The sequence below is a fragment of the Caulifigura coniformis genome (genome assembly GCF_007745175.1).
Lineage (GTDB): Bacteria > Planctomycetota > Planctomycetia > Planctomycetales > Planctomycetaceae > Caulifigura > Caulifigura coniformis.
Genome location: NZ_CP036271.1, coordinates 1021432 through 1047433, shown reverse-complemented (window position 1 = coordinate 1047433; position 26002 = coordinate 1021432). Strand labels below are relative to the sequence as shown.

The following is a 26002-nucleotide window of genomic DNA, read 5'->3' as shown; positions in this document are numbered from 1 at the left end:
CTGGACTCGACCCATTCATGGAGGAATGGCACGATGGCGACTGAGTTCTACCACCCGGGCTTGCGCGGGGTCATCGCCGGCGAAACCGACATCTGCTCGCTGGATGACGGTCTGCGATACCGGGGCTACTGCATCTACGATCTCGTCCAGGGCGCCTCGTTTTTCGAAGTTGCCTATCTCCTCCTGTACGAGCAGCTTCCCAACGAAGAGCGGTTCGCCGATTTCATCAGCGTGCTGGCGGATGAGGCGGAACTGGCGGACGGAATCCCCGAGCTGCTCGAGCTGCTGCCGCTGCACATCAGCCCCCTCGAGGCGCTGCGGACGGGGATCAACCTGCTGTCGCATGGCGATCCGCAATCGGGGGAAGCGGTGGGCGAAGCGGGGCAGGCGCAGGCGATCCGGATGCTCGCGCGTGTTCCGCTGCTGCTGTCGACGATCTGCAGCCAGCGGTACCCTGGCTGGGAAGGGGAGACGGCCGAGAACAAGAAGGAATATCGCCGATTCGATCCGTCGCTGAGTTTCTCGTGCAACCTGTTCCGCCTGCTGCAGGGGCGCTCCCCGCTGGAACTGGAAGAGCACGCTCTCGAAGTGGCGCTCATCCTCGCGATTGAGCATGAGTTCACTCCGTCGAGCTTCTCGGCGCGGCTGGCCGGCTCGACGCACGCAGACATTTACTCCGCGATCCAGGCGGCGCTGAGCACATTCATCGGCGCGCGTCACAGCGGGGCCGATCGCTCGGTTCTCGAAGTGCTCGACGCGATTCCAGGCCAGGAAGACGCGGAAGAGTGGGTTCGGGCGCGGCAGGAAGCGGGGGATCGGATCGCCGGGTTCGGACATCCGGTGTTCACGGAGTCGGATCCCCGGGCGGCACTCCTGGAATCGTACTGCCAGCGGATCGCCCAGCTGCGCAAGCAGGCGTCCCGCGAGGAACTGGCGGGAGTGATCGAAGACACCGTGTGGGCCCAGATGCGGCTGCCCTCCAACTTCGACTGGCCTTTCGGTCGGCTGCTGGAATACCTCGGATTCCGCCGTGACCTGCACCCGGCGATCTTCGTGTGCAGTCGACTCGTCGGCTGGTGCGCTCACGCGATGGAACAGTCATCGAGCGGCGAAGCGATTCGGCCGCGTGCCCGCTATCGCGGCGCGGAGCATCTTGAGTTCGAGCCGATCTGGCGACGGGATGCCTGAAAGCAAAACACCCCGGCTGCTTTGAGCAGCCGGGGTGTTTCCCATTTCCAATGAGGCTTACTTCGCCGCCGGAACCAGCAGCTCGGGCTTCTCGATGACGAGATAGTGCCCGTGGTCGGCCGTGACGATCACGACTGACTCGTTCCAGTTGCTGTTCTTCTCGACCCAGTCCGTGACGGCTTTCACGGCGTTGTCGCCGCTGATCGTAGCACCGATCGAGTCGTCCACGTTGTTGTTGTGGTTGGCCCAGTCGACGTCGCCCGCTTCGACCATCAGCCAGAAGCCTTTGGGATTCTTCGAGAGGACGGAGATGGCCGACTCGGCCATGTCGACGAGGGTCGGGTTTTCGCTGATGTCTTCCGGGGTGTAGGACTCGACGGCCTTGGCGCGTCCCTGGACGGGGTCGAACTTTCCGTCGGCCGTGCGGAACGGGAGATGGCCCTTGCCGCTTCCGACTCCGAAGAATCCGAACAGCCGGTGCTTGCCGGAGATGGCCTTTGCCGTGGCTTCTTTCAGCACGTCGCTTCCCGTGCGACCGGGAGTCCGGGTCGCGAAGACATACCGGCCGCCGTTCTTCACATCGACGGCGTCGCGGTCGGCATCGGTCAGGTAGAGGTTGCCGGGGACGAAGTTGTCGCCCTGCGTATCGGCCGCGCTGATCTTCTTCGCGTCCTTTCCTTTGACCTCGTGGCCGTAGCCGCCGCCGATGAGGACATCGAGGCCCGGGAGAGGCGTTTCGGGATGAGCGACGGACTTCACACCGATGAGGTCGCGGGTGAGGTCCTGGTAGTCATCGCGGTGGACGTTATGGGCATAGCTTGCGGCGGGCGTGGCATGGCTGATGGGAACGCTTGTCACGGCGCCGACGGAATATCCTTCGCGCTGAGCTTCGTGGGCGATGGTCGCGACCTTCACCCCTGCATAGTCGACGTTGACGCAGTTGTTGTAGGTCTTGATTCCGGCGGTCATGCTCGTGGCGGAGCTGGATGAGTCGGTGTAGGCGTGCCGCATCGCAGCGTCCTTGGGCTGGCTGATGGGGTACTGCTTGTCGGTTCCGGGGGTCCAGGGATTCGGGCCGCCGCGCTCGACGCTGTAGCCGCCGCGAAGCTCGCCGCCGGGGTTCTTCACCGTCTGCAGGTTCACATCGATGTCGGTTCCCTCGTTGTGAGGGCTGGTGACCATGAAGCCGAACTGGGTCGTGCCGCCGGCCTTGTAATCCTGGAAGTGGAGTCCGGTTCCACGTCCGGAGTCGTAACCGACTTTGCCGGCCTTGTAGATCGCGGCGGCGCGGGTCGTCTGCCAGTCCATCCCGTCAAAGACGATGAGAAAGACGTACTTCTTCCCGGCGTCGAGCGCGGCGCGCTGGATGCGGTAGATGTCGGTCTGGTCGCAATACTCGGCGGAGGGGTTGAGGGTCTCCGGGGCGTCGTAGCCGTAGAGTTCCTCGATCTTGTCGGCCTGGCGATAGCGGCTGTTGGCGCCGGTGTAACTTTCGAGGTCGACTCCCTTGCCGGCCCCTTTGGTTCCGAAGGTGTAGATCGGAATCAGGCGGTTGGAGTGGGTTCCCCACATCTTGTAATTCTTCGGGTCGTTCCCCCAGTGGCCGAACTCCGAGACGTTGTCGGTTGCGGCGGCGGCCTGCAGTTTCGCGACGGGATCGCTTTGGGGGGCCTCAGCGGAGTCGGCGGCATGGACGCTGACGAGCGCAGCGGCGACACCGATGGGGGCGACGAATGTGCCCATCAACAGACGAAGATTCCACATAAATGCACGGGGGAGAAAAAGGTGGGAGATTAAGAGGAGTTCATCATTCTGGCCAATCGGCGGCCTGCCGTCATCTGTCGAATGGCCGACGGCGGGCGATGGGACGGATCTGCTGAACGGGTCGGGGGTTGAGTTGTTGCGGGCCGGGCAAGGAGGCCAAGGCGTGCGCGGCAGAGGGTGCGGTCGGCTTCTGTTGCCCTCCTTCTTCTCGACTTCTGTCGGCGGAGAAAGATGGGGCGACGGAACTCGTCGATGGCCGCCGGATCTCGGCACGAATTGGCGTGTGTGACGCATTGGCTGCGATGGATTTCATGGTCCCTCCACCGATCCCTGCGCGGTTGCGCGCCGCGTGGTGGTCAGCAGGATCACGCGCGGACGTGAAGAGCATGTATTCAGGCCGCGCAGGAACCGTTAAATTCGACAAAGCCACTGCGCCTTTCCGCTGGCCCCGACGTATTCCGCGACCGGGAATCCTGTCCGGATGGTTCCAGTCCTGCTGCACGTTCGTTGACGACTCCGAGGGCTACGATGCGCCGACTGACGATCTGCCTGATTCTCGCCGCTGCGATGAGCGGAACGCCCGCGTGGGCGCAGCCGGGAACGAATCCGTTCGCTCCCAAGGCAAAGCCCCCGGCGGAGCAGACGCCGGCGGCTGAAACGCCGGCCGCGCCGCCGGCCAATCCGTTTGCGCCGAAGGCTCCGCCGGCGGATGGAGGTTCGACGAATCCCTTCGCCCCGAAGCCGGCGGCGCCGAAACCTGCTCCCACGAAACCGGCCGACGCTCCGGTCGAAACGCCCAACGCGCCGAAAGTCCCTGCCGAGATCATCGTAGGGACGGGATGGAGTGTGCGGCTCGATCCCTCGACGGGCCCGCTGGCGACGGCCACCCCCTCGTTGGTGACCGCACCGGGGCCTGCTCCTTCGAGCGATGCCCGGCGCGAGCGATCACGCTACCGGATCGTGACCCCCGATCTCCCCTCGCCGTACGTCGGGTTGGGGCTGAACGAACGGGAATCGGATGCACGCGACTTCTGGGATCTCTCCGCCAACCGCAAGGTCGGAACGATCAAGGGAATCGCGCTGGAGAGCTCGCGGCTGATGGCGGTCAGTCCCGATGGGGCGCTGTTCGCCGCGAAACCGCAGTTCGACGATTTCGTGATCGTGGTCAATGTCGCCACCGGCAAGACTGTGAAGACGATCCCGACCCCCGGACTGCGGCTCGAGCTCGTGGCGTTCAGCGCTGCCAACCGCCTTGTCCTCGCGGAAAATGGCCGATGCGTCGTCCATTCGCTCCCGGAGGGACGTCGCGAGCGGGAGATTCAGGTCGAGCGTTGGAACGTGGGCGACGGGTGGACTCTCAGCCCGGGCGGTCAGTACCTGGCGGTCGTGAAGCGGGAATCGTCGGAGCGAAACCTGGTGCAGTTTCTCGACCTCACGACGGGTGAACCGGCGGGAACCTGCCGGCTGGCCGGGGAGCCGGGCGACGCCCTGGGGATCGCGCTTTCGCGCGACGGCCGTCGCCTCGCCTCCGTCATCCATGAAGGCGAAAGCCTGAGGGTGGTGCAGATCGAACTCGAAGGACCGAAGAGACTGCCGGACATTCCAGTGTCGGTCGCCGACGTGTTTGGCGACGAGAATTACCAGGGGCGTCCCCTCGAAGCGCTCCCGGATGGCGGACATTTCCTGATTGCGGGGCGAGTGATTGTTGACGCCTCACGGTCGGAAGTCGCCCGGACGCTTCCCCCCCCTCCGGTGTCGCCGCTGGTCTCGCCGGGCCCGGGAATCACGCTGGCGCTGAACGGCCGGGAACTGTCGCCGATTCCCTTGAATCTCCAGATCGATCAGCCGCCGTCGGCGACCGCCCCAATGCCTGAACCACGCCCGTCTGTCCCGCTGGTGGGGCCTGCCGTGGTGGAAGGAGATCGTTCGAGCGCGGCCCGAAAATCGTTCCCGGTGGCCGGCCGGTGGGACGTGCGTCTGGCCTCTCCGCCTGCCGTTCCGGAAAAGCTCGACACGGACGGGTTCAAGATCCCGGGCGGCTTCGTGCACCAGGTGGTGCTGGCGGCGGGGACGCCGCCGATTGCCGCCGTAAGCTACGCGGCCGCGCCGCTCGGAGTGGGGGCGTCCACAGAGACGGCCGCGTGGGTCGAGACGTTCGACCTGGTGAACGGCATTCCGAAGAACCGGGTCGACTTCCCATTCCCGACGGTTGCGGTCTCCGTGAATGCCGGCGCGACGACGGTCGCCACGCTGGCGCAGGATGGTTCCGGACGCGTTGACCTGTGGTCACTGAGCGATGGCGTCCATCTCGGCGGCTGCCAGCCAGCCGGACCGCGGGCCGATGGCGAGGTTCCCTGGTTCGTGGAGTTCGTCGATGCGCAACACCTTCTCATCGCGGTCGCAGATGAACTCGCCGTGTGGGAAGTCCCCGGGTGGAAGCAGGTTTACAGTCTCTCGATCGGATCGATCCGGCCAGCTCTCAGTCCTGCCCGCGATCATGTGCTGGTCAGCGTTCCGAACGAGTCGCGGATCGCCGTCGTGGAAACGCTGACAGGAAACGTGCGGGGATCGATCGCGACATCGGACCTTGCGGGAGACAGGCCGCTCGCGGCCGTGTTTGACCATCGGGGCGAGTGGGCGGCGGTGCTCTCGGGCGGCGCTGGAAGCGGGGAGCTGGTGGTCGTGGAGACCGATACGGGCCGCGAAGGATCGCGAATGCGGATTCCGGTCACGGGGGATGTGATCCAGTTCTGCGATGAGAATCATGTGCTCATTGACGGCGAGGCGCTGGTGAGCCTGGCGAAGAGTCGCGTCGTGTGGAACTACGAGCTGACGACGGGGGTACACTGCCGGGAATCGCTGGGGGGATACCACTGGTACGTGGCGGCCATCAACGCGTCGGACAAGTCGTACATCCTGTCGGGAGCCGAACTGCCCGAAGAGGCGATCCGAAAGCAGATTGATGCCAGCACCCGCACAGCCTCGGTCGTCCATCGCCCCACGGATCCGATCCAGATCCAGGTGATCACGTCGGACCTCACCGGCCCGCACGTCATCAATCACATCAAAGAGACGTTCGCCCAACGCTATACTGCTGCCGGCGCCAGCGTCACCGACGATGCCCCATTCGCTTTTACTATCGACCCCGGTTCGATGGGGGTCCAACGGACGAGCGTGTGGAAGGTCTCACTCATGCAGGCCGGATCGCCGGTCTGGTCGAGCTGGATCAAGGGAACGCCGACGGGGGCGTTGCTGCTGGCGTCGGAACCCGGGGGGACGGCATTCGCCGACCCGCCTGAAGTCCGTTCCGCGCTGGCAGGCCTGCTGCAGTTCCACCCGCCGATGTACGCCTTCGCGCCGGGAGCGGCGCAGGGGGACGGGCGATCGATGCTGACAACCTCGGGTCCGAGGCCGGAGCGGTAGCGTCGCCCTCGACCGGAGTCAGGTAACAAGCCGGTCGCTCACGTATGGTGGGCGTGAGGTCGTCAGCCGACGAATTCGGCCTGAAGAGCTTCGATCGCGGAGGCATCGAGTGTGACGCCACCTTCGGCCTGCGACGCCAGGGCCGACAGACGCAACAGGCGGGCGAGCTCGCGCGGCTTGCCGCCGGTGAGCTGATGGAGCGCCGCTGCGGCATCGACTCCGAAGGAACTCGGATCGACAGCTTCGTCCCGCGTCCAACCTTCCAGGAATTCGACCGCTTCCGACATCGACAGCGGCCGCACTTCCGACCGCAGTTCGATGAAGTCGCCAATCGCATCGAGGAGGGGGACCGGGGCGGGGGAGCGCGACGCGAGGATGGTCACGACCTGGCGGTTGTCGTCAGCGAGCTGCAGCCAGCGGCGAAGCTCGGGGAGAAGGTCACCTTCGGCCTGGTCGGCGTGATCGAGCAGGACGGCGACCGAGGCACGACCGGGCCGTCCCCCCTCGACTGCGTCGGTGATGCGGGTCCAGAGCTGAGCGCGGGTGTCGCGTGCACCGGGGTTCAGTTTCAGGCCTGCGCACAGCCGCCAGCGGAATTCGGTCGCATCGAGGCCGCTGAGGTCGACCAGGAACGATCGCTGGGCAAGGCGGGCGGCTTTGCGGGCCAAGCGTTTGAGGATGAGGGATTTTCCACATCCCCGCTGGCCGGTCAGCAGGCCACAGCCGCTTCCCCGCTCGAACAGGTGGAGGCAGCGGGCAGCCGCTTCGCGACTTGCGTCGGTCGGAAACCACCACTCCGCGGTCAGCTGGTCAATCACCAGAATTTCCTCAAGCTCGAACAATGCCGCGGCCCCGGCGAGGCGTCGCCGCCGTGTATGGTTAAGATCGGCTTCCCGCCTCCGTGCGGTGACCATCGCCCGCCGAAACTGAATCGTCAGCCGAGTCATGGACCGTTTCTTTTGCCCGACGCTCTCCGACGGCACGACCGTCACACTCACCGACGAGGAGTTCCATCACCTCGCCCACGTCCTGCGGGGGAAGCCGGGGCAGCAGGTCGAGCTGTTTGATGGCCAGGGGCGTTCGGTGGACGCCGTCGTGGAGAAGCTCAACAAGCGCGATGCACAGTTGTCGCTGATCGGCCCCCACCGGCAAGACTCCGGTGCGCGCGTTTCGCTCGTCCTGGGGGTCGCCTGTCCGAAAGGAGACCGGCTGAAATGGCTGGTGGAAAAAGCGACGGAGCTGGGGGTCGCGGAATTCGTGCCCCTGCAGTGCGAACGGTCGGTCGTCGAGCCGCGTGAGACGAAGCTCGCCAAGCTGGAGCAGACGGTTCTCTCCGCCTGCAAGCAGTGCCGGAGGAACAGTCTGATGCGGATCGGAGAACCGCAGGCCTTGAGCGATTTCCTGAAGAAGGGCCCGTCGTGGATCGCGCACCCCGGAGGCGATCCGGCCGGAGCGCTCGTCTCCAGCATGAGTGGAACCGGAAGCGAGTTCCTGACGGTGCGGGCTGCGATCGGCCCGGAAGGTGGTTTCACCGATGCCGAAGTGCAGGAGGCCGTTGATCGAGGCGGTCGGCTGGTCTCTCTGGGAAAAAACGTGCTGCGCGTGGAGACTGCGGCGGTCGCGTTTGCGGCCCTGGCGGCGGCAGCGGCGGGGGACTGAAGTACGGCTTGCGGAAAAACGGCGAATTTCTTTTCAGTCGAAAGGGATCACAGGCCGTTCCTGAAGAGTTTCCATTTCATGTGACCTGACACACTCTGACCTGGCTGCCCCGGCAGACGCACGATGCCCATCCGCGACACCCTGACGCCGTTGACCAACAGCCGCACTCTGTCGCGGGTGGCCATCTATTCCACGCTGATGGGGATGTACGCCCTGTTGGCGATCTGGAAAGAGCACACGCGCTATGCGGACTTCGCCGATTTCCCTGCGCAGATCCATGCGGCCCTGACGCTCGTGCTGGGATGGCTGCTGGTGTTCCGCACGAACGCGGCCTACACGCGCTGGTGGGAGGCGCGCACGCTGTGGGGTTCGCTGGTCAACGCCTCGAGGAACCTTTCGGCGAAGCTGTTTCACCTCGTCGACCTGCCGGAGGAATCACGGCGGCGGATGGAGAAGCTGATCATCGCGTTTCCCCGCGCGCTAAGGGACCACCTGCGTCGTCAGCCGTGCGACCGCGAAACTGCCAAGCTTCTCGACGACTCCGAAGCCGGCGCGCACACCCCGGCCGCAATTGTCACACGGCTGTATGCGGAACTAGGGCGACTGAAGTCGGAACGGATCGTCGACGCCAACGAGCTGCGGCTGATCGACGTCGAACTGCGGACGATGCTGGACGTGTGCGGCGCGTGCGAGCGGATCCTGAACACCCGCATCGTCCGCTCGTATCGCACATTCGCGAGGCAGTGCATCGCCCTCGACCTCGCGACCTTTCCCTGGGGCATCGTGGAGTCGTTCCGCTGGTGGACGGTTCCGCTCACGATGATCACGGCCTACTTCCTGTTCGGCCTCGAGACGGTGGCCGAACACATCGAAGAGCCATTCGGCTTCGACGAAGACGACCTCGACCTGGATGCGCTGTGCAGAGGGATCGAGACGTCGGTGACACAGATTACGAACTCAGCCTCGGGGCGCACGAGGCCGCTGGCGGAAACGCCGGTGTAGCGGGTTTCCCTCAGGTGGCTCGCTGGCAGGATTCGCGTCGCGACAGGAGCCTCGCTCTCCCATCGCCTGCTTCGCTCGACCAGGGTGGAATGTGGTTCAGCGCGTTGGCTTCCGATAGGTCGCGCAGGATGTGCTCGTTTCCCAGAGCGAGATCTCGGTGACGGGCATTCCCATGGCGCTCGCCTGCTCGTAGATGATCCGTGCGATGTTCTCGGCGGTCGGGTTCTCGTCGACCAGATAGAGCGGCTCGCCAAGGTCCCTGAGGATGGGAACCGCCGGATCGTTGCGATGAAGGATCATCCGGTGATCGAGGTGGTCGTCGATCCAGGTGGCGAGGTTGCGTTTCACATCGGTGAAATCGACGACCATGCCGCGGTCGTCCAGTTGCATGCCTTCAAGGACGATGTCGGCCCGGCCGTTGTGGCCGTGCAGATGGCGGCACTTCCCGGCGTAGTTGAGGAGGCGATGGCCGTAGCAGAACTCGATGTGCTTGGTGATTCGAAACATGGAACCGGGGGGGAGCGTTCGCATTGGGGGGCGAGCGAGAATCGTGCGCCTCATGCAAGCGTAGGTCTCCGGTTGCGGATTGGGAATGCCCCGTGATTTGGGAGGTGAAAAAACAAACGCAGCCTGGCGATCGGAGATGCGCAAGGCCGCGTGGTCGAGTGGCTTCGCCAACCGGGTGGATCACTCCGGATTGACCAGTTTCGCCGGAGGGACGAAGGCCGCGATCCGGTTGAACGCCTCGAGAATCTCGGCTTCCATGGCCGTGATGGAGGTGTTGCCCGGGACGGTAATGGAGGTGCCGCGACCCATCCAGGCGATCGCCTTCATGAGCTCGACGTCGGCTCCCGACCCCACGGAGAGGGTGTGGATCGTGTAGCCCGCGTCGACCGCCTGCTTGGCCATGCCCAGCGCGTAGCGGGCGTCGGCGTTGGAGGTGGTGTAGTCGGCGGTTCCGTTTCCGTCGTAGTCGAACAGCGTATTCCAGTTCCAGTTGCCCGGGAGGGAATAGCTTGAATCGCGGACGTTGGGCAGACCGTCGGTAATCAGCAGGATGGTCGGCCGTGAGCCGGGGCGGGCCGAGAGGTCGAGCAGCTGCTTTCCTTCCTTGAGGCCGCCGCCGATGTTGGTGGTGTTGAGGTAGTGATTCGCCTGCTTGTGGCGGACGAGTTCACGGAAGTTGGCGAACTGGTTGTTGATCGGGTTCTGCGTCATATCGAAGTTGAACCCGTCGATGTCGAGGATCTTCTCGACACGATGCTCGGTGTCGTAGCTGACGAACCCCAGTTCGTCATCGAACCCGAGGTCCTCGACGAATTCGGCGAACATCATCGCGCCCTGCTTGAGCGAGTGGAACGGATAGTGGGCCGTCCGCCAGAGATCGTTCGTCTGGTGGTAGGCCGGCCGCTGCTCGAGCAGGTAGTTCACGAGGCATTTGCCTCCGTACATCCGCTTGTAGCCGGCGTTGGAGACCTGGCTGTGGGTCCGGCAGTGGTTGACGAAATCATCCCAGTTCTTGGAGTTCGATCCGCCGGCATTCCACGGGTAGGTTCCGTCGGTCAGGTCGAAGAAGTCCTTCACGTTCTGGACGCTATCGACGAATTCCAGATTCTCGGTGATGACGTCGGGCGAGGAGCCGTTGGGGTTGTTCACCGTCACCCACGTGCCGCTCATGCGGACCTGGACCTGGCTGATGTACTTGCCGGAGGTGCCGGTGGCGCTCTTCGATTTGCCGCTGGCCGAGATCGTGGTGGTTCCCGAGGGGTGATACACGAACTTGATGTCCGACATGTTCGTGTTCGTGGACACCTGGATGTTGCTGTTGCCGTTGAAGGTGACAGTCGCCGACTTGCCGGACGAACTCTTCGATGCCGAAGCGGTCGTTCCCCAGTCTTCGTACTTCACGGTCACATCGACGCGGTCGATGGAGCGCAGTCCGTTGCTTCGCTTGTAGGTGCCGCTGGTTCCCTGGTTGGACCAGGTCTGAGTGGTGTTGTTGTCGAACGTCAGTTTGACGGTCGTCATTGAGCGCGACGCCGTCACGTCGACCTCGGTGTCTTTGAAGACAACGTCGCCGTTCACCACGCCGCTGGAGTCGGTCTGGGTCAGGTAATCGGGATCGAATGCCAGCCCACGGAAATCTTTCAGTGCATCAAGCGTGTTGTAGATGTCGAGCATGCTGTTCTCGACAGTCGGCTTATCGCGGGTCGAGAGATCCCAGAACGAGCTGTCGTCGTTCATCGAGCCGGAGAAGTCGAGGACGCAGACGATGTCGCGCGATTCGACATAGGCGGCGGCGGTCGTGACGAGACTGGCCGTCTTGTCGCCGAGCACGCCGGCAAAGAACAGCTTCAGTTTTCCGTCGGGCTTCGACGCATCGGGATCATCGCGCCGGGCGGTGACACGGACGACGTTGCTGGGGGTCTTGTTCCAGGTGATCTGCCAGTTGCCGTTGTTATCGAGGGCGGACCGCTGGCCGAACGTGACGTCTCGCGTCGGGTTGATATAGATGCCGTTCAGCGCGGCGACATCGCGGGCCTTGAGACGGGCCTGCGCTTCGGCGTAGGCGGTGACGTTGGTGACGTCAGGGCCGGCGTTCTGGATGGCGTTGCTGATCTCCATGGCGGCGGCGAGGGCGGCGGCGTCGACGCCGTTCTGCATCCGCTGCTTGGCCAGGGAGAGGTAGCCGACGTCCACGCACAGCGAGACGAAGCCCATGGCCGTGGCCAGGCAGACCACAGCGAGCACCATGAAGGCACCCCGCCGCAGTTTTTCGCGGGGGGCGCCTACTGCGGCCCCACGCAACAGATGACGATTCATAGTTGGCCTCTTCAGCAATGGCACGCGGACGAATCATTTGCCCGCAAGGAAATCTTCAGCGCCCCGATCCATGGGCAGGACCGCTCCACTCAATTGGCAGACCGCACCCTTCCGCGTCGTGTGACCAATTCCGCCTTCAGCGTGGTCCCCTTCATGATTCGGTTGGGGAACATGCTGACTGAGGAGAATGGAATCGTCGCCCTGATCTTGAACAGGGCCAGATAGTTCGTGCTGTTCGCGAGATTGAACGTCTGTCCCGCGTTGGCGCCCTCGGCATGCGTGATGGAGATCGTGGCGAGAGCTCCGGGAAGTCCCGACGCGTTGAGGAACGCGCGGATATCCTGTTCGACCTTCTGGTTGGGAGTCTGGTTCGAAGCGACGGTTCCCGTGAAATCCATCGACGCCAGCCGACCGCCTTCGCGCACGGCGGCGGTGAGGTTGTTGGAGGCTCGGACGGCGGTGCCCATCTCCCAGGTCCCCAGGACGAGGAGCAGGAACAAGGGGGCGATGACCGCGAATTCGACAGTCGCCGTGCCGCGGCGGTCGTTGGTGGCGACGCTCGAAGATGGACGGCGGGTGTTCATGGAATCGATTGCTGACTTTCGGATCGAAGGAAGCACAATTGTTCTGCTACTCGTGCCGCATCACGGAATCGCCATGCAGCGTCAGGCCCCGGGCCCAGAACGGCGGCATGATCGCGATCTGGTCGTAGGGGACCGTCACGCGGACGATGAACAGATGCCTCGAGTCGGTGGTGCTCAGTTCGATGTTGGGCAGGTTGGAGACGTTGACCGTGGAAGGATTCGTGGTTGTCAGTTCGTAGGTCGCCGCGTCCTTCAGGAGGACCGTCGCCTTCGACGATTTGAACGCGCCGTTGATGCGTGCCTTGACCCGGTCGATGACCTGCTGGCTCGTGACGCCATCGACCGAACCATACCGGGCGGCATCCTTGGCCGCGGCGGTGAGGGTCGCGTTGCACATGAACGCATGCCCGAATTCGATCACGCCAAACAGGAACGTCAGAAAGACAGGCAGGACGATCGCCGTCTCCACGATCGTCGCACCGCGGTGATCGTCGCGGCGTTCGATGGGGACGCGTCGGGCTTTCATGGGCGGAACGTCTTGCGATGACCTGGGACCGGAAACGGGATTCGCTCTCTGCGGAGCGCCCCGTACACGTCAAAGGTTAGGTCACGTCTCACAGAGAAGACCGACTGGGCTGAGAAATCCGCCGGTGCATCAAAACGCAGCTGGTCAGGCGCGTGCCCGGAGGCCCTTTGCTGATGAGTTCTGGCCACACTTGCGTTGCCAAACCAGAACCCTCACGGTCAGGCCACCCCGCAAAATCATCCCAACCGAAACAATCTGTACCCCAGACGGCAGACCCCAGGCGGCGCAACCCGGCGCGTTGGAAGAATCGGACCAATCGCTTCTTTCAGCGCCTCTTTGAAGGCAATTCGCGGCCCCGGCTCGAAGATCGTCCCTCCGGGCAAATTGATCCATTTCGATCTGGTGGGTCCGAACTTGCGATTCGCGAGACGGCATTCGATTTGCGATTGGCCGCCCATCAACGGATTTCCAATGCCGGAGAGTGTTTATGGCTGCAATTCCCTCCCCTTCCCGACGCCAGTTCCTCGGCGCCGCTGGAGCCGTAGGAACTAGTTTGATCGCCGGGCGATCATTTTCTCAGGAAGTCCCCCTCGCTCCGCCGGACCGTCAACCACCGAAACTCGACGTTCCCGACAAACCTGGGAAGACCGTCGGCTGGGCGATCGTGGGGCTGGGAGAACTGGCCCTGGGAGAGATCATGCCGGCCTTTGCAGACTGCCGGCTTTCGCGGCCGACCGCACTTGTGAGCGGCCACCCCGACAAGGCGAAGAAGGTCGCCCGGGCGTATGGCATTCAGGAGTCGTCGATCTACGGGTATGAGAATTACGACAAGCTGGCCGAGAACCCTGACGTCCAGGCGATCTACATCGTGCTGCCCAACAGCATGCACGCCGAATACACGATTCGCGGCCTGAAGGCGGGCAAGCACGTCTTGTGCGAAAAGCCGATGGCCGTGACCGTCGACGAGTGCAAGGCGATGATCGCCGCAGCCGAGGCGGCCCGGAAGCACCTGATGATCGCTTACCGGCTTCGCTACGAGCCGTTCAACATGACGGCGATCGAGCTGTGTCGGAACGAGACGCTGGGGAAGATCCAGTCGATATCCGCGAGCAACAACCAGGTCGTCCAGGCCCCGAACATCCGGTTGAGCAAAGACCTGGGGGGCGGGCCGCTGGGAGACATCGGGATCTACTGCCTGAACGCGACGCGTTACCTGACGGGTGTCGAGCCGGTCGAGGTAGCTGCCTTCGTTTACCAGCCCAAGGGGAACGCGAAGTTCCGGGAGGTGCCGTCCGGGCTGTCATGGACCGCGCGATTTCCGAACAACGTCATCGTCACGAGCGATTGCAGTTTCGATGCATCGCCAAGTCGCCGTTACCGGGTGCACTGCGACAAGGGGTTCATCGACCTTGAAGAGGCGTTCAGCTACCGGGGCCAGGTGCTGACGATCAGCGAGAAGTGGAAGAAAACCAGGCTCGAAATCACGCCTGTCAACCATTTTGCTGCGGAGATGGAACACTTCTCGCAGTGCATTCTGGAGAACAAGCCGCCACGTACGCCAGGCCGGGAAGGCCTCGCCGACCACATCGTGATGGCCGCCATTGAAGAATCGGCACGCACCGGCAAGACGGTGTCGTTGAAAGGATGACCTCCGTGAACCTCACCCTAATCGACCGGTGTGTCTCGCAGGAACTTGGCCGCGTTCTCGGGCGGGACCGGGTTGATGTAAAAGCCGCTGCCCCATTCAAATCCGGCGACGCGTGTCAGCCGCGGAAAGATCTCCATGTGCCATACGAAATGGGGGAGTTCCTGACGGTCGAACGGCGCGGTGTGAATGACGAAGTTGTACGGTGGGTCGTCCAGTGCGAACTCAAGTTTACGTAGAACCGTCTTGAGGACCTGCCCGAGGTCTTCGATCGCCTGACGCGAAATATTCTCGAAGTGGCTCGCGTGCTGCTTCGGCAGGATGCAGATTTCGAAGGGAAACCGGCTCGCAAACGGGCAGAGGACGACGAAGTTCGGCGTATCGAGAACGACGCGCGTGTCGGTCGCCAGCTCCTGCTGGATCATGTCGCTGAAAATTGACCGACCACGATACCGATAAAACGCTTCGGAGCCTTCGAGTTCTTCCTGGATCGTGATGGGGACGATCGGGCTGACGATCAGCTGGGAGTGGCTGTGGTCGAGGGAGGCCCCGGCCAGGGCTCCCTTGTTCTTGAAGATCAGCCCGTGGACCAGCCGGGGGTCGCGCCGGAGGTCGACGAGCCGGTCGCGATAGACCCAGAGGACCTCGCGGATGTGCTCGACGCTCAGTCGCGACAGGTTCGTCTCATAATGTGGACACTCAATGATCACCTCGTGGGCACCGATGCCAGTGATCTTGTCATACATGCCGTCGCCGCGACGGACGAGCTCCCCTTCCACCTTGAGGGCGGGAAACTTGTTGGGGACGACCCTGACGCGCCAGCCGGGGCCGTTCGGACGTGAGCCAGGATTGCGGTACGCCAGGATTTCGTGGGGCGTGGCGTCTTCGTGACCCTCGAGAAAAGGGTCGAAATCCTCCGGATTCGCGACAGGCTCGTTATCCGTGACGGTCACGGGCCGGGTGATCCGCTCCGGCGCGATGATGACCCAGCGACCGACGATCGGATCTTTCCGCAGCTCGTGCATAGTGTTCCCGGGGGAGCTTTCTGGGCCGAGCGGAGAAATTAGCGAAACCCGACGGCCACTGTAAGCGGATTGCCTCCGGCCCAACGGCCGTCGAGGCGGGCCCCCGGGCGCGGAGGGGAACTCCAGCCATTCCTGCCGACCGGACAACTTCGATGAAGTCGGCCGCCCGGAATAGTCGATACGACCGGCAGAGTCTTCCCAGTTTGACGGAGTGAGTCCATGCATGCGCGGTCCTGGTTGGTTCTGACGGCGATCGGCGCGCTGGCGTGCACGTCCGGCTGCGGATCGGCCCGCTGGGGGAGCCGCCACAGCCGGCTCGTCTCGCGTGCCTGCGTCGAATCGAGCTGCGACGATCCCACCTGCGAGATCTGCAGCCCGCTCCCTCCGCTGTATGACGGCATGGCGCGGAGTCACCGTCTCAATCGCCGTGCGATGCGCGGGCATGGGCGGCATGGCCATGGGCGGATGAACCATGGCGGCTGCAGTTGCGGACAGTGCGGCGGCGAATGGTTCGAGGGAGAGATCATCGACGGGGAGATCATCGGAGGCGACTACTTCGGCGGCTGCTCGTCGTGCGGAGATGGAATGGTCATGGACGGGGGCATGCCGATGGAGATGTCGAGCGCGTGCTCGACCTGCCAGCAGCACGCCATGTCCGATTCGTCGATGCCGCATTCTTCGATGATGCCCGGGCAGTCGTTCCAGATGCATGGCGAACAACAGCCGACGCTCGCCTCCCCGTCGCAGTCCTCCGTTCCGTCCGGGGGGCCCGCCGCCCCTCCGTCGAGCTCCTCCGTGCCGCCCGACATGGCGCCGGCTCATCCGATGGGGCAGCCAATGAACCAGCCGATGGGACAGCCAATGGCCGAGCCCATGACGTCGATGCGGACCCCGAACTACGGCGCCGCGCTGTTCGGAGCACCGCCGACCGAGCCGAACCACTATGTGCCGGCCTCGGGGACCCAGCCGATCATGCAGGAACAGGCGTCGCCGATGCACGACGTGGGTCAGCCTCCGTCCATCCCGCCGGCGCCGCCGCTCGCCTCGCCTGCGGCCCATTCCGCGCCGATGCTGATGTCGCCGCCGTCGATGCCGACCTTCCCGGGTGAAGCTCCAGGGGCGCCGCAGCCTTCCGACTTCTACTCGCCGAAGAGCATGCCGACGCAGCCGAATCCCATTCAGCTGCAGAGCGCTTCGATTCCGGCGGCGCCGCCCGCCAAGAAGCCGATGCGTCCATTTTCGGAATCGGCGAAGCCTCGGCAGAAACCGGCCGGCCAGCCGCAGTGGGAAGGAACGCTGCAGATGCAGACGATCCAGCCGGCGGATCATTCTCTTCCGTCCCTGCCGACTCTCTAAGTCTGCGAGACCGGGTTTGTCTCGATCGATCAGTGTCTGTTCGGACCAACCGAGTCGTCCGCCGAGTTTCTTCGCCGGCGACGAACTTTCGAGGCAATGGGAAGCCCGCCGGCCAGCGAGAACAGCAGCAGGCTCGAAGGCTCCGGAGTCGCGACGGGCGCGTCCAGATCGATGGTTCCGGTAATCAGAGCGGACCCGATTGAACCGCCCGGCGTCACGATGTTCGTGAGCCGCAGACCGATCGTCGCGGAATCGAAATCGTCAGGGTTGAACGCGAAGGGCAACAGGTCGCCGGAGAACACCGATTTCGTCGAGTCGACAAAGGCGAAATTCAGCGTGGCCCCTGTGGCGCTCCATCCGGAGGGAAGTCCCGCGTTCATGGACTGCCGGATGAGCAAGTGGTCATCCGCGGGTGTGTCGTTCGCGACCTGCACGTCGCTTGGTCCTCCGGTGAACTGCAGGCCATCGATCGTCACGTTCATCAGGTTCGATGGTGAAGCGCTCAGGCCGTACGACCCCATGTCCGGACTGGAGTGGCCGTCCGGCGACGCAGTCGCGGTGTCGTATTGAAAGACTCCCGAGAACGAGTCGCCGACGTTGATGCCGTACACGTCGGATGGGCCGAGGATCGAGGTGATCGTCCCCTGGAATGAATAGAGAATCAGATCGGCCTGAACCACGCCGGAACAGCAGTGGCTCCAGAGAACGCCCAGCAGCACAAACCTAGCCCAGAGCATCAGCCCTCCCCATCAAATGAAGATGCAGAAATCGTAAGCCAGCGATTCGTGCTCGCACAATACGTTCGCCCGGCCTCAAGTGACAAGCTGCCGAATGGCAGAGAGTGCCCTCGCCGAACTTCAGTCTTCCCGAATACGCACGCCGCGAAATTCCACCGGGAAGTTCTCAGCTTGAAGTCCGATTCGACCCGACTTCAACTCTCCCGGTTCGGCAATGCAGATCGCCTTGCCGTTCAGGATCGAAGAGACGGTCCCGTCCTTGACGGTGATCTCGATCGCATTCCATTCGCCCACCGGTTTCCGGGCCGCTTCTCTTGCGGCCTGATCGTCGTTGATCATGAGCGCCGGCACGCCGCCGTTCGACTTGATCTGGCCCATCTCGATCCACTTCCCCTGCACTTCGAGTGACCTCGGCCACACCTTGTGCGGCTCCTGTATGCAGAGCATGAAGCCGGTGTTCGACTGGTCGGCCTTGGAAGGATCATCGCCGGGCGGAAACCGGAACTCGGCCCGCCAGGTGAAGTTCCTGTAGACCCGCCGCGAGGAGATGTATCCCTTCGGCTTACCGGTCGTGAGGATCATTCCGCTTTCTTCACGCCACGAATCGGGCTCGGCGGCGAACATCTGGAAATCACGCAGATGGAGGGGGCGGAAGCCTTCACGATCGGCGGGAACCGCGCTGGCGGAGGCCTCGGCGGCGAGTTCCAGGGCCTGATCCTCACTGAGTCCGGCCGGAGCAATCGTGACGCCCTTGTCGTCGCGGGAGCAGCCCGGCAGGAGCGTCGCGATCACCACGAGCGCCAGCCCTCGGGACAACAGAAGTCGGTCATGATGGTGGGACATCATCGGCTGCTCCTTTTGGTTCGTGGCAAGCGCTGGTTCAGTGATGAAGAAAACTGCTATTCGGGGATGCGCGTCAGGGTTGCGATTCCATCGGTGGCGGAGCGCAAGGTGATCTGCTGTTGCCCGAGTGCGACGATGTCGAACACTTCGCCGGGCGGCAGAGGGTGATGCCACGTCCGCTCGAAAAACCAGTCGGCGGCAACTCTCAGTGGATGCGACGAGTCCCGGGTTTCTCCCAGGAACAGTCTGCCCTCAGACACCCACCATGGAGACGATGCACTGACGGTGTTGACCTTCTGCACAAAATGGGACGCGCCATTCGAGTAAAGCCACAGCGTTCCATTTCCCGAAAAGCCGGGCGCCAAAGACTTGTACTCGAGCTGCCATTTCCCAACCAGGCGGGCATCGCCTCGCGGCCAGTACCACCAACCGGCGAAAGGGGCCACGAAGAGCAAGCAACCGGCGATGATCCCGCGGCGGGCCTTTCGATTCGGTCTGGAGGCTTCGTGGATCATGCTCCCACAATCGTACCTGCGGAATTCCTGCCTCGTCACCGGCCTCTTGACAGGTCGGGGTGATTTCGGAGCCCCTGCCCCACGGCCTGGGCCGCCTGTGCGGGCAACGCGGAGCTACTTCTTCGAGGTCTTCTTCGCCGCAGCAGGCCCGTCACTGCCGGTGACGCCCAGCTCGGGCAGGCCGACACGCGGGCACAGGGGCAGCAGCGGGCATTCGGTGCATTTCGGCCGACGCGCGATGCAAATTTTCCGACCGTGGTGAATCAGCCGATGCGAGAAATCGACCCACTCCGTCTCCGGCAGGAGTTTCATGAGGTCGAGCTCGATCTTGACGGCGTCCCTGTGGGTCGTGAGTGCGAGCAGGTTCGTGATCCGCGTGACGTGGGTGTCGACGACGACGCCGCTGGCAATGCCGTAGACCGTTCCCAGGACGACGTTGGCGGTCTTGCGTCCGACGCCTGGCAGGGTCACGAGATCCTCGAGCGATCTGGGGACCTTTCCGTCGAACCGCTCGACGAGGCCCTGGGCCATCCCCCGGAGGCTGTTGGCTTTCGCCCGGAAGAACCCTGTCGACTGGACGATCCTCTCGACGTCCTCCTGCCGGGCCTCCGCGAGAGCCTGGGGAGTCGGGTATTCCCGGAACAGCTCCGGAGTGACCATGTTGACCCGCTCATCCGTGCACTGGGCCGAGAGGATGGTGGCGGCGAGGAGCTGAAACGCGGAGTTGTGGCGCAGCGCACAGGTCGCGTTGGCGTAGGTATCGGCGAGGACGCCTGCAACGTTCAGGGTACGAGTCGCCCGGGCCGCCTGGCTCTCGCGCGGGGCCTTGCAAATTCGCGGTTTTGGGGAAGGACTCGTGGACATCTCCGAACGCATCGACCTACACTCATGCGACGTTCCAATCACGCGGGCGATCATAGGCAGGACGTTCGTCCGATGCCTCTTCGCTCATGATTTCGTAGTGCCGAATTCCCATCCGCGGCTCCGCCATGCAAGACGATCCGCGACTCATCGAAGCCGTCCGGCTGTTCAACAGGCGCGAGTTTTTCGCCTGTCATGACGTGCTGGAAGAGGTGTGGAGTGAAACGATCGGCCCGGGCCGTGATTTCTACCAGGGACTGATCCACGCGGCCGTGGCCCTGCACCACTTTGCCGAAGGCAACTTCGGCGGCGCGCGGAAGATGTACTTTTCGGCCGTCCGTTACCTGACGGCGTCTCCTCCGGGGCAATGCTTCGTCGATCTGCCGCGCCTGCTGGCGGATCTGCGCGTTGCGTTCGCTCCCCTGCTTGCGGCCCGCGATTATCCGACGGGCCTTTCACTTCACGAGGAACAGATCCCGGTTCTGCATGCCGCGACGTCGATGGAGGTCCCCGCATGAGCGGGATGAATGAGTTCTGCGCGGAGGACCCGCGCCTGTTCACCGCCCCGCTGTTTCCCCTGGGACACCCGGCGCTCTTTCCGTCGATGGCGCAGCCGTTCCAGATTTTCGAACCGCGTTATCGAGTGATGACGGCCGATGCCCTGACAGGCGAGGGGATCATCGCGATGGCGACTCTGAAGCCGGGATGGGAGCCGTATTACGGCACGAAGAATGTTCCCATCGAGCCGATCGTCTGCGTGGGGACAATCGCCGCCCATGAGAAGCTCGAAGACGGCCGCTACCTGCTGATGCTTCGCGGAGTGTGCCGGGCGGAGGTTCTGGAAGAGCTGTCGACCGATGAGCCTTACCGCGTCGCGCAGCTCAAGGAGTTGAAGAAGGTCATTCCGAACGTCTCCAAGTTCTGCCGCGACAAGCGGCGCAAAGACCTGATGGAGGCCCTCGCCCAGCTGTGCCCGCAGACGGAGCATCGCCCTGCCCTGGCCCCTTTGCTGGCGTCGGACATCTGCCTGGGCGAGTTGTGCGACGTGCTGGCGTTCGCCCTCAAGATGCCGAGCCATGAGTCGTACCGGGTGCTGTCGGAAATCGACGTCGACCGGCGTTCGGAGTTCGTGCTGGACGTGATCCGGCGGCGCCTGCAGCAGCCGAAATCGGCCGCCGGACGAGGGAAGTTCTTCCCGCCCGGTTTCAGCTGTAACTGAAGCGGGGCTTCAACAGGCCTCGATCACGGCCAGGACTTCGGCCTCGTCGATGCCCTCGACGAGTTCGACGTGGCCGAGCTTCGTCGGCAGGACGAACCGCAGTTTGCCGGCGACCGATTTCTTGTCGAGCCGCATGCATTCCACGAGTTCCGGGCCGCGAACCTTCAGGTTTTCGGGGATCGCGACGGGAAGTTCGCACCGTTTCAACAGCTCGATCTGACGCGCTGTCATTTCGGCTGGAATGCGACCGAGGCGTTCCGCCAGGCGGCTCGCGCAGACCATTCCGATCGAGACCGCCTCGCCGTGCAGCAGTTCGCCGTACCCGGCCAGCGCTTCAAACGCGTGGGCGTAGGTGTGGCCGTAGTTCAGCGCGGCCCGCAGTCCTGTCCGTTCGAATTCATCCTGTTCGACCACCATTGCTTTCAGCTGACAGCTGCGGGCAATCGCGTGACGCAGCGGCCCGGGCTGCTGCTCGAGCAGGGCTTCGGCATTCTGTTCGAGCCATCCGAAGAAGTCGGCGTCGAGGATCACACCGTATTTCACGACCTCGGCCAACCCGCTGCGGTACTCGCGACGGGGAAGCGTCTTCAGGCAATCGGTGTCGATGAGCACGCCGAAGGGCTGATGGAACGCGCCGATGAGGTTCTTGGCGCTGGGGTGATTGATTCCGACCTTGCCTCCGACGGAGCTGTCGACGTCGGCCAGCAGCGTCGTCGGGATCTGGATGAACGGCAGCCCGCGATTGAACGTCGCCGCCACGAATCCGGCCAGGTCGCCAATCACTCCACCGCCGACGGCAATGATGGCCGTCTTCCGATCGGTCTTCAGTTGCACCAGGGCGTCGTACAGCCGGGAAGCCATCCCCAGGTTCTTCGAGGCTTCGCCGGGATCGACCTCGGCGACCGAGATATCCCATCCCGCCGCCTGCAGGTGGTTCGCGACGACGCGGGCATGGCCCGAGACATTGCGGTCTGCGATCACGACCCCACGGGCTGTCCCTTTGCCCAGTCCCTTCTCCGCGAGCCACGGATTGATCGCCGCGGCTGCGTTCGCGATCAGGTCCTGTCCGAGAACGATGTCGTAGCTGCGTTCGCCGAGCGAAACATGGACGATTTCAGACGCAGACACGACAGGCTCCAGGGTACGCGGACAAAGCAATTCGTGATCGTAGGGCGGCCGATGATTGGGCTGAAGGGTGGAAACCACGGATCACACGGATCGAGCGGATAAAAGACTTCGAGCTCCCTTTCTCTCTTCCGTGTTTTCCGTGGTTCCTCCTTCATCCGCTGGAATGATCGGATGATTCCTGCGACGCTTCCGCGATGCCGGTTTCGGGCGATCTCTGGCCACTCCTGGCGTCGACACTCGTCGGCGGGGGGGTGTTCGCGCTTGGCGCGGCGCTCGCCGGTTCCCCGGCGGATGAAACGACCGTCCAGGCGTGGCGGTATGACGTTTCGCGGGCGAAAGAACTGCGACGAATCAGCCTGCTCTACCGACTGGCGGAGCCGGTGATCGGCCCTTTGGCCCGCATGAACCGGCGGTGGTTCTCCGGCGCCCTTCCCGAGATTTCCAGAGAACTGCAGGCGGCGGGCCGGCCCCGGTTCTGGTCTCCGGAAGAATGGCTGGCGGTCGCGGAGATCGAGTCGGTGCTGCTGAGCATTCCGCTGTGGATCCTCCTGTTTCGCGAGATGGGTCCGCCGGGGCTGATTCTCGGGTTCGTCGGGACGGCGGTCATTGCGCTGCTGCTGAGGCGATCGCTGACGCAGGCGGCCCGTTACCGGTTGTGGCGGATCAAGCTGGCGCTGCCGTATCTGCTCGACCTGTTGACGCTCCTGATGGAAGCCGGGTCGACATTCCTGCATGCCCTCGAGGAAGGGGTGCGGGAGTTTCGCGAGGAGCCGGTGGGGCAGGAGTTTGGCCGGGTGATGGCCGAGATGCAGATGGGCAAGAGCCGGACGGCGGCGCTCGACGCCATGCGTGAGCGACTGTCGGACGACGAGATCGGCTCTTTGATCGGGGCGATCATCCAGGGGGAACAGCTGGGGACGCCGCTGGCGCTGCTGTTCCGCGCCCAGGCGGATGTACTGCGTCTCAAGCGGACGCAGCGGGCCGAGACGATCGCGGGGGAGGCAGCGGTGAAGATGCTGTTCCCGGCGGTGCTGATCATGATGGCGACCGTCATCATCATGCTGGGCCCGTTTATTCTGGGGCTTTTGACGGATGACTGGTTTGCGGGGTGAGCAGGGGGCCCTGTCGGGGATCGTGTAGTATCAAAATGCGAAACGCTCGTCGGTCCCGGGTCGGCCCGACGAGCGTTTCACGCCCATGACGATCAGTGGTGCTCAGGCAGCTGCGCGGTGGAGCTGCCGCACGATGTGCTCGAACTGGTCGTTCGACGTGAAGGGAATCACGATCGATCCGGAGTCTTTTGACGTCAACTTGATGGTGACCTGCGCGCCCAGCAGCGATCGCAGCTGGTCTTCGAGCGAGGCGACGTGTTTCGTCCGTTCCTGGTCCTGCTCCGCGGCCGCCTCGGTCATCGAGATGACGTTCGGATCGGATTCGGAGGGCTCACCGGCCGGAGATGCGGCGGCTTCGGCCGGTTTCTCAGCCGGTCCCCGGCCGAGGATTTTCCGGGCGGCGGCTTCGGTCGCCCGGACGCTGAGCGATTCGGCCTGGATGCGCCCGCACAGCGCGAGCTGGTCGGCAACTTCGAGCGGAAGCATGGCGCGGGCGTGCCCGGCGGTGATCTTGCCGGACGCGAGCGCGAGCCGCACCGGCTCGGCGAGGTCGAGCAACCTGAGGAAGTTGCTGACGGTCGAGCGGTTCATGCTGAGCTGTTTGGCCAGCTCTTCGACGGTGCAGCTGAAGGCGTTGAGGTAGTCGCGGAACGCCTGGGCCTTTTCGAGGTCGCCGAGGTCTTTGCGTTTCAGGTTTTCTTCGAGGGCGTATTCACAGGCGGTCTTGTCGATGACGTCGACGATCCGGCAGGGGACCGTGGTGAGGCCAGCCTTGATCGAGGCCTGCCAGCGGCGTTCACCTGCGATGACCTGGAATCCGCCGTCGACTTCGCGGACGAGCAGCGGCTGCAGAACGCCGTGCTCCCTGATGCTGGAGGACAGCTCGCCAAGCAATTCAGCGTCGAACTCGCGCCGGGGCTGGAACGGATTGCGGGTGAGCTCGTGCACGCTGAGGTTGCGGAGTTCCGCATCCTGCTGCGTTTCGGATTCCTCCGACGCGGGGGCGTTGCCACCCAGTAGAGCGGACAACCCACGTCCCAGACGCCGCTTCGGTTCCAACGCTGCCGTGTGATTCATCGATTCCCGCCTCCCTGCAGTGCCTTCCGACGCGATTCCGCCGGGGTGATTGAGTCAACCTGGCTACCTTTGATGTTCGTCACGAAGGGGCCCGCGACTGCAGACTCGCTGCCAGTTGCAGCGCGCCTGTCGTCGCGGTCGTGCCGGTCAGTCAAGACAGGCAGACTTTAAGGGGCAGGCTGGAAAGGATGCGGAGAGCGATCCCCGAGATTGTCGTCACGACGTCGCGGTTCGACTCAAGTTCGACGACGCGAGCCGACTCAGGGCTCGGCCATGGACGCATCCGCGTCGTCGGCGCTTGGATTCGGCTCCTCATCCTCCACAGGCCGGCCGGCGACAGTGATCCGTTTGATCAGAATCGTCGCATAGGAGCCTCTGGGGAGGGTGAAGTCGAGCGTCATCCGGCGGCGTCCGTTCGCCATTTCATCGTCGCCCGCGGACCAGGACAGGCCGTCCGCGCGGATCGCCGTTTTTCGCCAGCCCTTCGAGAAGAAGCTGTCGCGGGGATATTTCACGCGAATCTGACGGAGTTCGAGGGAGTGCTTACTGAGCGTTTCGTCGACGAGTTGGGCCGTCGGGCCGGGATCGAGCTTCTGCCGCGCTGAAGGAAGCGGCAGCGACGACTGCTGCAGCTTCAGCCGGATGTCGTCGGGCAACTGGCCGAAGAACGGGACGGGCCCGGTCTTGAGCGCGACGTCGATGAGCGACTCGGCCGGACAGTTCTGCCGCAGGTACTCCGCGGCCATCTCGTTCCAGAGATAGGACTGATAGGCGGAGAGATAGAGGCTGCGGAGATCGACCTTCACACGGGCCCAGGCGCCGCGGAAATCGGTCGGTTTGTCGCAGAGATAGGTCACGACACTGCGGCGATGGGAGCGGGCCAGCTTCGCCTTGCAGGTCAGCCAGTCGCCCCAATGATCGCGCAGAATCTGCTTTTCGACCTTTTCATCGGAGCGGTCGAACGGATGGGGTTCGGCGAATGTCAGCCAGAGCGTTCGTTCGTAGTTCCCTTCGATCCAGGGCCGGGCGATGAACTCTCCGGCCGCACTCATCGAGCCGAACCGCTGGTCGTCGAAATAGTTCGGGAGGCCCGATTTCTGGACTTCGCCCAGCGCCGTTTCGGCGAACGCGACGTCGTCGTCCCCCAGACTGCGGAGGACCAGCGAGAAGCGATTGGCCTGGATGTCGGCGGCGGTGAACGGCTGATGCGCCTGGCCGAGATACTCGAGATGGAGGTTGTTCTGCTCGAGGTCACGTTTCGGGCCCCGGAAGATCGTGAGGAACTGGCCGGTGACCGCGTGGCGATCCTTCAGGCCCCCCCACGACATCTTCTGCCGCTCGATCTTCCAGCGCTGGATGATGGCATCGACGGCTTCAAGCGTGCCGAGGCCGGTTTTCGTCAGGCGGTAGACGGCGTGGCTTCCCTCCCGGCCGATGGGGAAATCAGAGATCTCCTCGACGAAGAAGTCTTCGGGAACGCGGCGGAGTTTCACGGGACAGCGGTCTCAAAACCCG

General features: G+C 63.7%; 23 protein-coding genes. 9 read left to right on the top strand and 14 right to left on the bottom strand.

The window, feature by feature from the left end:
- The first annotated feature begins 33 nt into the window (after positions 1-33).
- Positions 34-1188, top strand: a complete 1155-nt coding sequence (locus Pan44_RS04170; RefSeq protein ID WP_145027547.1) for a citrate/2-methylcitrate synthase — start codon at positions 34-36, stop codon at positions 1186-1188.
- Positions 1189-1245: 57 nt separating this feature from the next.
- Here the strand turns inward: Pan44_RS04170 and Pan44_RS04165 are convergent, their stop codons facing one another.
- Positions 1246-2952 (bottom strand): alkaline phosphatase, encoded by a 1707-nt coding sequence (locus Pan44_RS04165; protein WP_231754221.1) that lies wholly within the window; start codon positions 2950-2952, stop codon positions 1246-1248.
- A 528-nt stretch (positions 2953-3480) separates the two neighbouring features.
- Here Pan44_RS04165 and Pan44_RS04160 point away from each other — a divergent pair.
- A complete protein-coding gene (locus Pan44_RS04160; RefSeq protein ID WP_145027545.1) occupies positions 3481-6375 on the top strand; it encodes a hypothetical protein in 2895 nt (964 codons plus the stop codon).
- Positions 6376-6437: 62 nt separating this feature from the next.
- Here the strand turns inward: Pan44_RS04160 and Pan44_RS04155 are convergent, their stop codons facing one another.
- Complete coding sequence (locus Pan44_RS04155) at positions 6438-7322, bottom strand: ATP-binding protein (protein WP_145027542.1); 885 nt, start codon at positions 7320-7322, stop codon at positions 6438-6440.
- On the opposite strand from Pan44_RS04155, the gene Pan44_RS04150 reads away from it, so the two are divergent.
- Both Pan44_RS04150 and Pan44_RS04145 read left to right on the top strand, forming a co-directional pair.
- Positions 7321-8034, top strand: a complete 714-nt coding sequence (locus Pan44_RS04150) for an RsmE family RNA methyltransferase (RefSeq protein WP_145027540.1) — start codon at positions 7321-7323, stop codon at positions 8032-8034. The genes Pan44_RS04155 and Pan44_RS04150 overlap by 2 nt on opposite strands.
- A gap of 123 nt (positions 8035-8157) precedes the next feature.
- Positions 8158-9036, top strand: a complete 879-nt coding sequence (locus Pan44_RS04145) for a bestrophin family protein (protein WP_145027538.1) — start codon at positions 8158-8160, stop codon at positions 9034-9036.
- A 96-nt stretch (positions 9037-9132) separates the two neighbouring features.
- Here the strand turns inward: Pan44_RS04145 and Pan44_RS04140 are convergent, their stop codons facing one another.
- The 4 genes from Pan44_RS04140 to Pan44_RS04125 all read right to left on the bottom strand — a co-directional run bounded on the left by Pan44_RS04140 (position 9133) and on the right by Pan44_RS04125 (position 12969).
- On the bottom strand, positions 9133-9543 hold the full coding sequence (locus tag Pan44_RS04140) for a 6-pyruvoyl trahydropterin synthase family protein (protein ID WP_145027536.1): 411 nt from the start codon (positions 9541-9543) through the stop codon (positions 9133-9135).
- Positions 9544-9723: 180 nt separating this feature from the next.
- On the bottom strand, positions 9724-11859 hold the full coding sequence (locus Pan44_RS04135; protein ID WP_145027534.1) for a pilus assembly protein TadG-related protein: 2136 nt from the start codon (positions 11857-11859) through the stop codon (positions 9724-9726).
- 89 nt (positions 11860-11948) lie between these two features.
- Positions 11949-12443, bottom strand: a complete 495-nt coding sequence (locus tag Pan44_RS04130; protein WP_145027532.1) for a TadE family protein — start codon at positions 12441-12443, stop codon at positions 11949-11951.
- A gap of 46 nt (positions 12444-12489) precedes the next feature.
- Positions 12490-12969: a TadE/TadG family type IV pilus assembly protein gene (locus Pan44_RS04125; protein ID WP_145027530.1), complete on the bottom strand. Its 480-nt coding sequence runs from the start codon at positions 12967-12969 to the stop codon at positions 12490-12492.
- Positions 12970-13456: 487 nt separating this feature from the next.
- Here Pan44_RS04125 and Pan44_RS04120 point away from each other — a divergent pair, with 487 nt between their 5' ends.
- Positions 13457-14617: a Gfo/Idh/MocA family protein gene (locus tag Pan44_RS04120; RefSeq protein WP_145027528.1), complete on the top strand. Its 1161-nt coding sequence runs from the start codon at positions 13457-13459 to the stop codon at positions 14615-14617.
- A 17-nt stretch (positions 14618-14634) separates the two neighbouring features.
- Here the strand turns inward: Pan44_RS04120 and galT are convergent, their stop codons facing one another.
- Positions 14635-15639, bottom strand: coding sequence for a galactose-1-phosphate uridylyltransferase (gene galT, locus Pan44_RS04115; protein WP_145027526.1), 1005 nt, complete (start codon positions 15637-15639; stop codon positions 14635-14637).
- A 219-nt stretch (positions 15640-15858) separates the two neighbouring features.
- Between galT and Pan44_RS04110 the strand changes: the two genes are divergently transcribed.
- Positions 15859-16995, top strand: coding sequence for a hypothetical protein (locus Pan44_RS04110; protein ID WP_145027524.1), 1137 nt, complete (start codon positions 15859-15861; stop codon positions 16993-16995).
- A 29-nt stretch (positions 16996-17024) separates the two neighbouring features.
- Here the strand turns inward: Pan44_RS04110 and Pan44_RS04105 are convergent, their stop codons facing one another.
- From Pan44_RS04105 to nth, 4 genes are all read right to left on the bottom strand, one after another.
- Entirely contained in the window at positions 17025-17732 is a 708-nt protein-coding gene (locus tag Pan44_RS04105) for a PEP-CTERM sorting domain-containing protein (protein ID WP_145027522.1), read from the bottom strand.
- Positions 17733-17852: 120 nt separating this feature from the next.
- Positions 17853-18578 carry a 3-keto-disaccharide hydrolase gene (locus Pan44_RS04100; protein ID WP_145027520.1) on the bottom strand — a complete coding sequence of 242 codons (726 nt, stop codon included), beginning with the start codon at positions 18576-18578 and terminating at the stop codon, positions 17853-17855.
- A gap of 53 nt (positions 18579-18631) precedes the next feature.
- On the bottom strand, positions 18632-19090 hold the full coding sequence (locus tag Pan44_RS04095) for a hypothetical protein (protein WP_145027518.1): 459 nt from the start codon (positions 19088-19090) through the stop codon (positions 18632-18634).
- A gap of 114 nt (positions 19091-19204) precedes the next feature.
- Positions 19205-19954, bottom strand: a complete 750-nt coding sequence (gene nth, locus Pan44_RS04090) for an endonuclease III (RefSeq protein ID WP_145027516.1) — start codon at positions 19952-19954, stop codon at positions 19205-19207.
- Positions 19955-20079: 125 nt separating this feature from the next.
- Between nth and Pan44_RS04085 the strand changes: the two genes are divergently transcribed.
- Together Pan44_RS04085 and Pan44_RS04080 are read left to right on the top strand one after the other, a co-directional pair.
- Entirely contained in the window at positions 20080-20469 is a 390-nt protein-coding gene (locus tag Pan44_RS04085) for a DUF309 domain-containing protein (protein WP_145027514.1), read from the top strand.
- Positions 20466-21170 (top strand): LON peptidase substrate-binding domain-containing protein, encoded by a 705-nt coding sequence (locus tag Pan44_RS04080; protein ID WP_197453833.1) that lies wholly within the window; start codon positions 20466-20468, stop codon positions 21168-21170. Before Pan44_RS04085 ends, Pan44_RS04080 begins: the two co-directional genes overlap by 4 nt.
- Before the next feature lie 9 nt (positions 21171-21179).
- On the opposite strand, the gene aroB is transcribed toward Pan44_RS04080, so the two are convergent.
- Positions 21180-22298, bottom strand: coding sequence for a 3-dehydroquinate synthase (gene aroB / locus Pan44_RS04075; protein WP_231754220.1), 1119 nt, complete (start codon positions 22296-22298; stop codon positions 21180-21182).
- A 194-nt stretch (positions 22299-22492) separates the two neighbouring features.
- Between aroB and Pan44_RS04070 the strand changes: the two genes are divergently transcribed.
- Positions 22493-23410, top strand: coding sequence for a type II secretion system F family protein (locus tag Pan44_RS04070; RefSeq protein WP_145027509.1), 918 nt, complete (start codon positions 22493-22495; stop codon positions 23408-23410).
- A 102-nt stretch (positions 23411-23512) separates the two neighbouring features.
- On the opposite strand, the gene Pan44_RS04065 is transcribed toward Pan44_RS04070, so the two are convergent.
- Together Pan44_RS04065 and truD are read right to left on the bottom strand one after the other, a co-directional pair.
- Entirely contained in the window at positions 23513-24487 is a 975-nt protein-coding gene (locus Pan44_RS04065; RefSeq protein ID WP_145027507.1) for a ParB/RepB/Spo0J family partition protein, read from the bottom strand.
- A 260-nt stretch (positions 24488-24747) separates the two neighbouring features.
- Positions 24748-25980 carry a tRNA pseudouridine(13) synthase TruD gene (gene truD / locus Pan44_RS04060; protein ID WP_145027505.1) on the bottom strand — a complete coding sequence of 411 codons (1233 nt, stop codon included), beginning with the start codon at positions 25978-25980 and terminating at the stop codon, positions 24748-24750.
- Positions 25981-26002 lie beyond the last annotated feature (22 nt).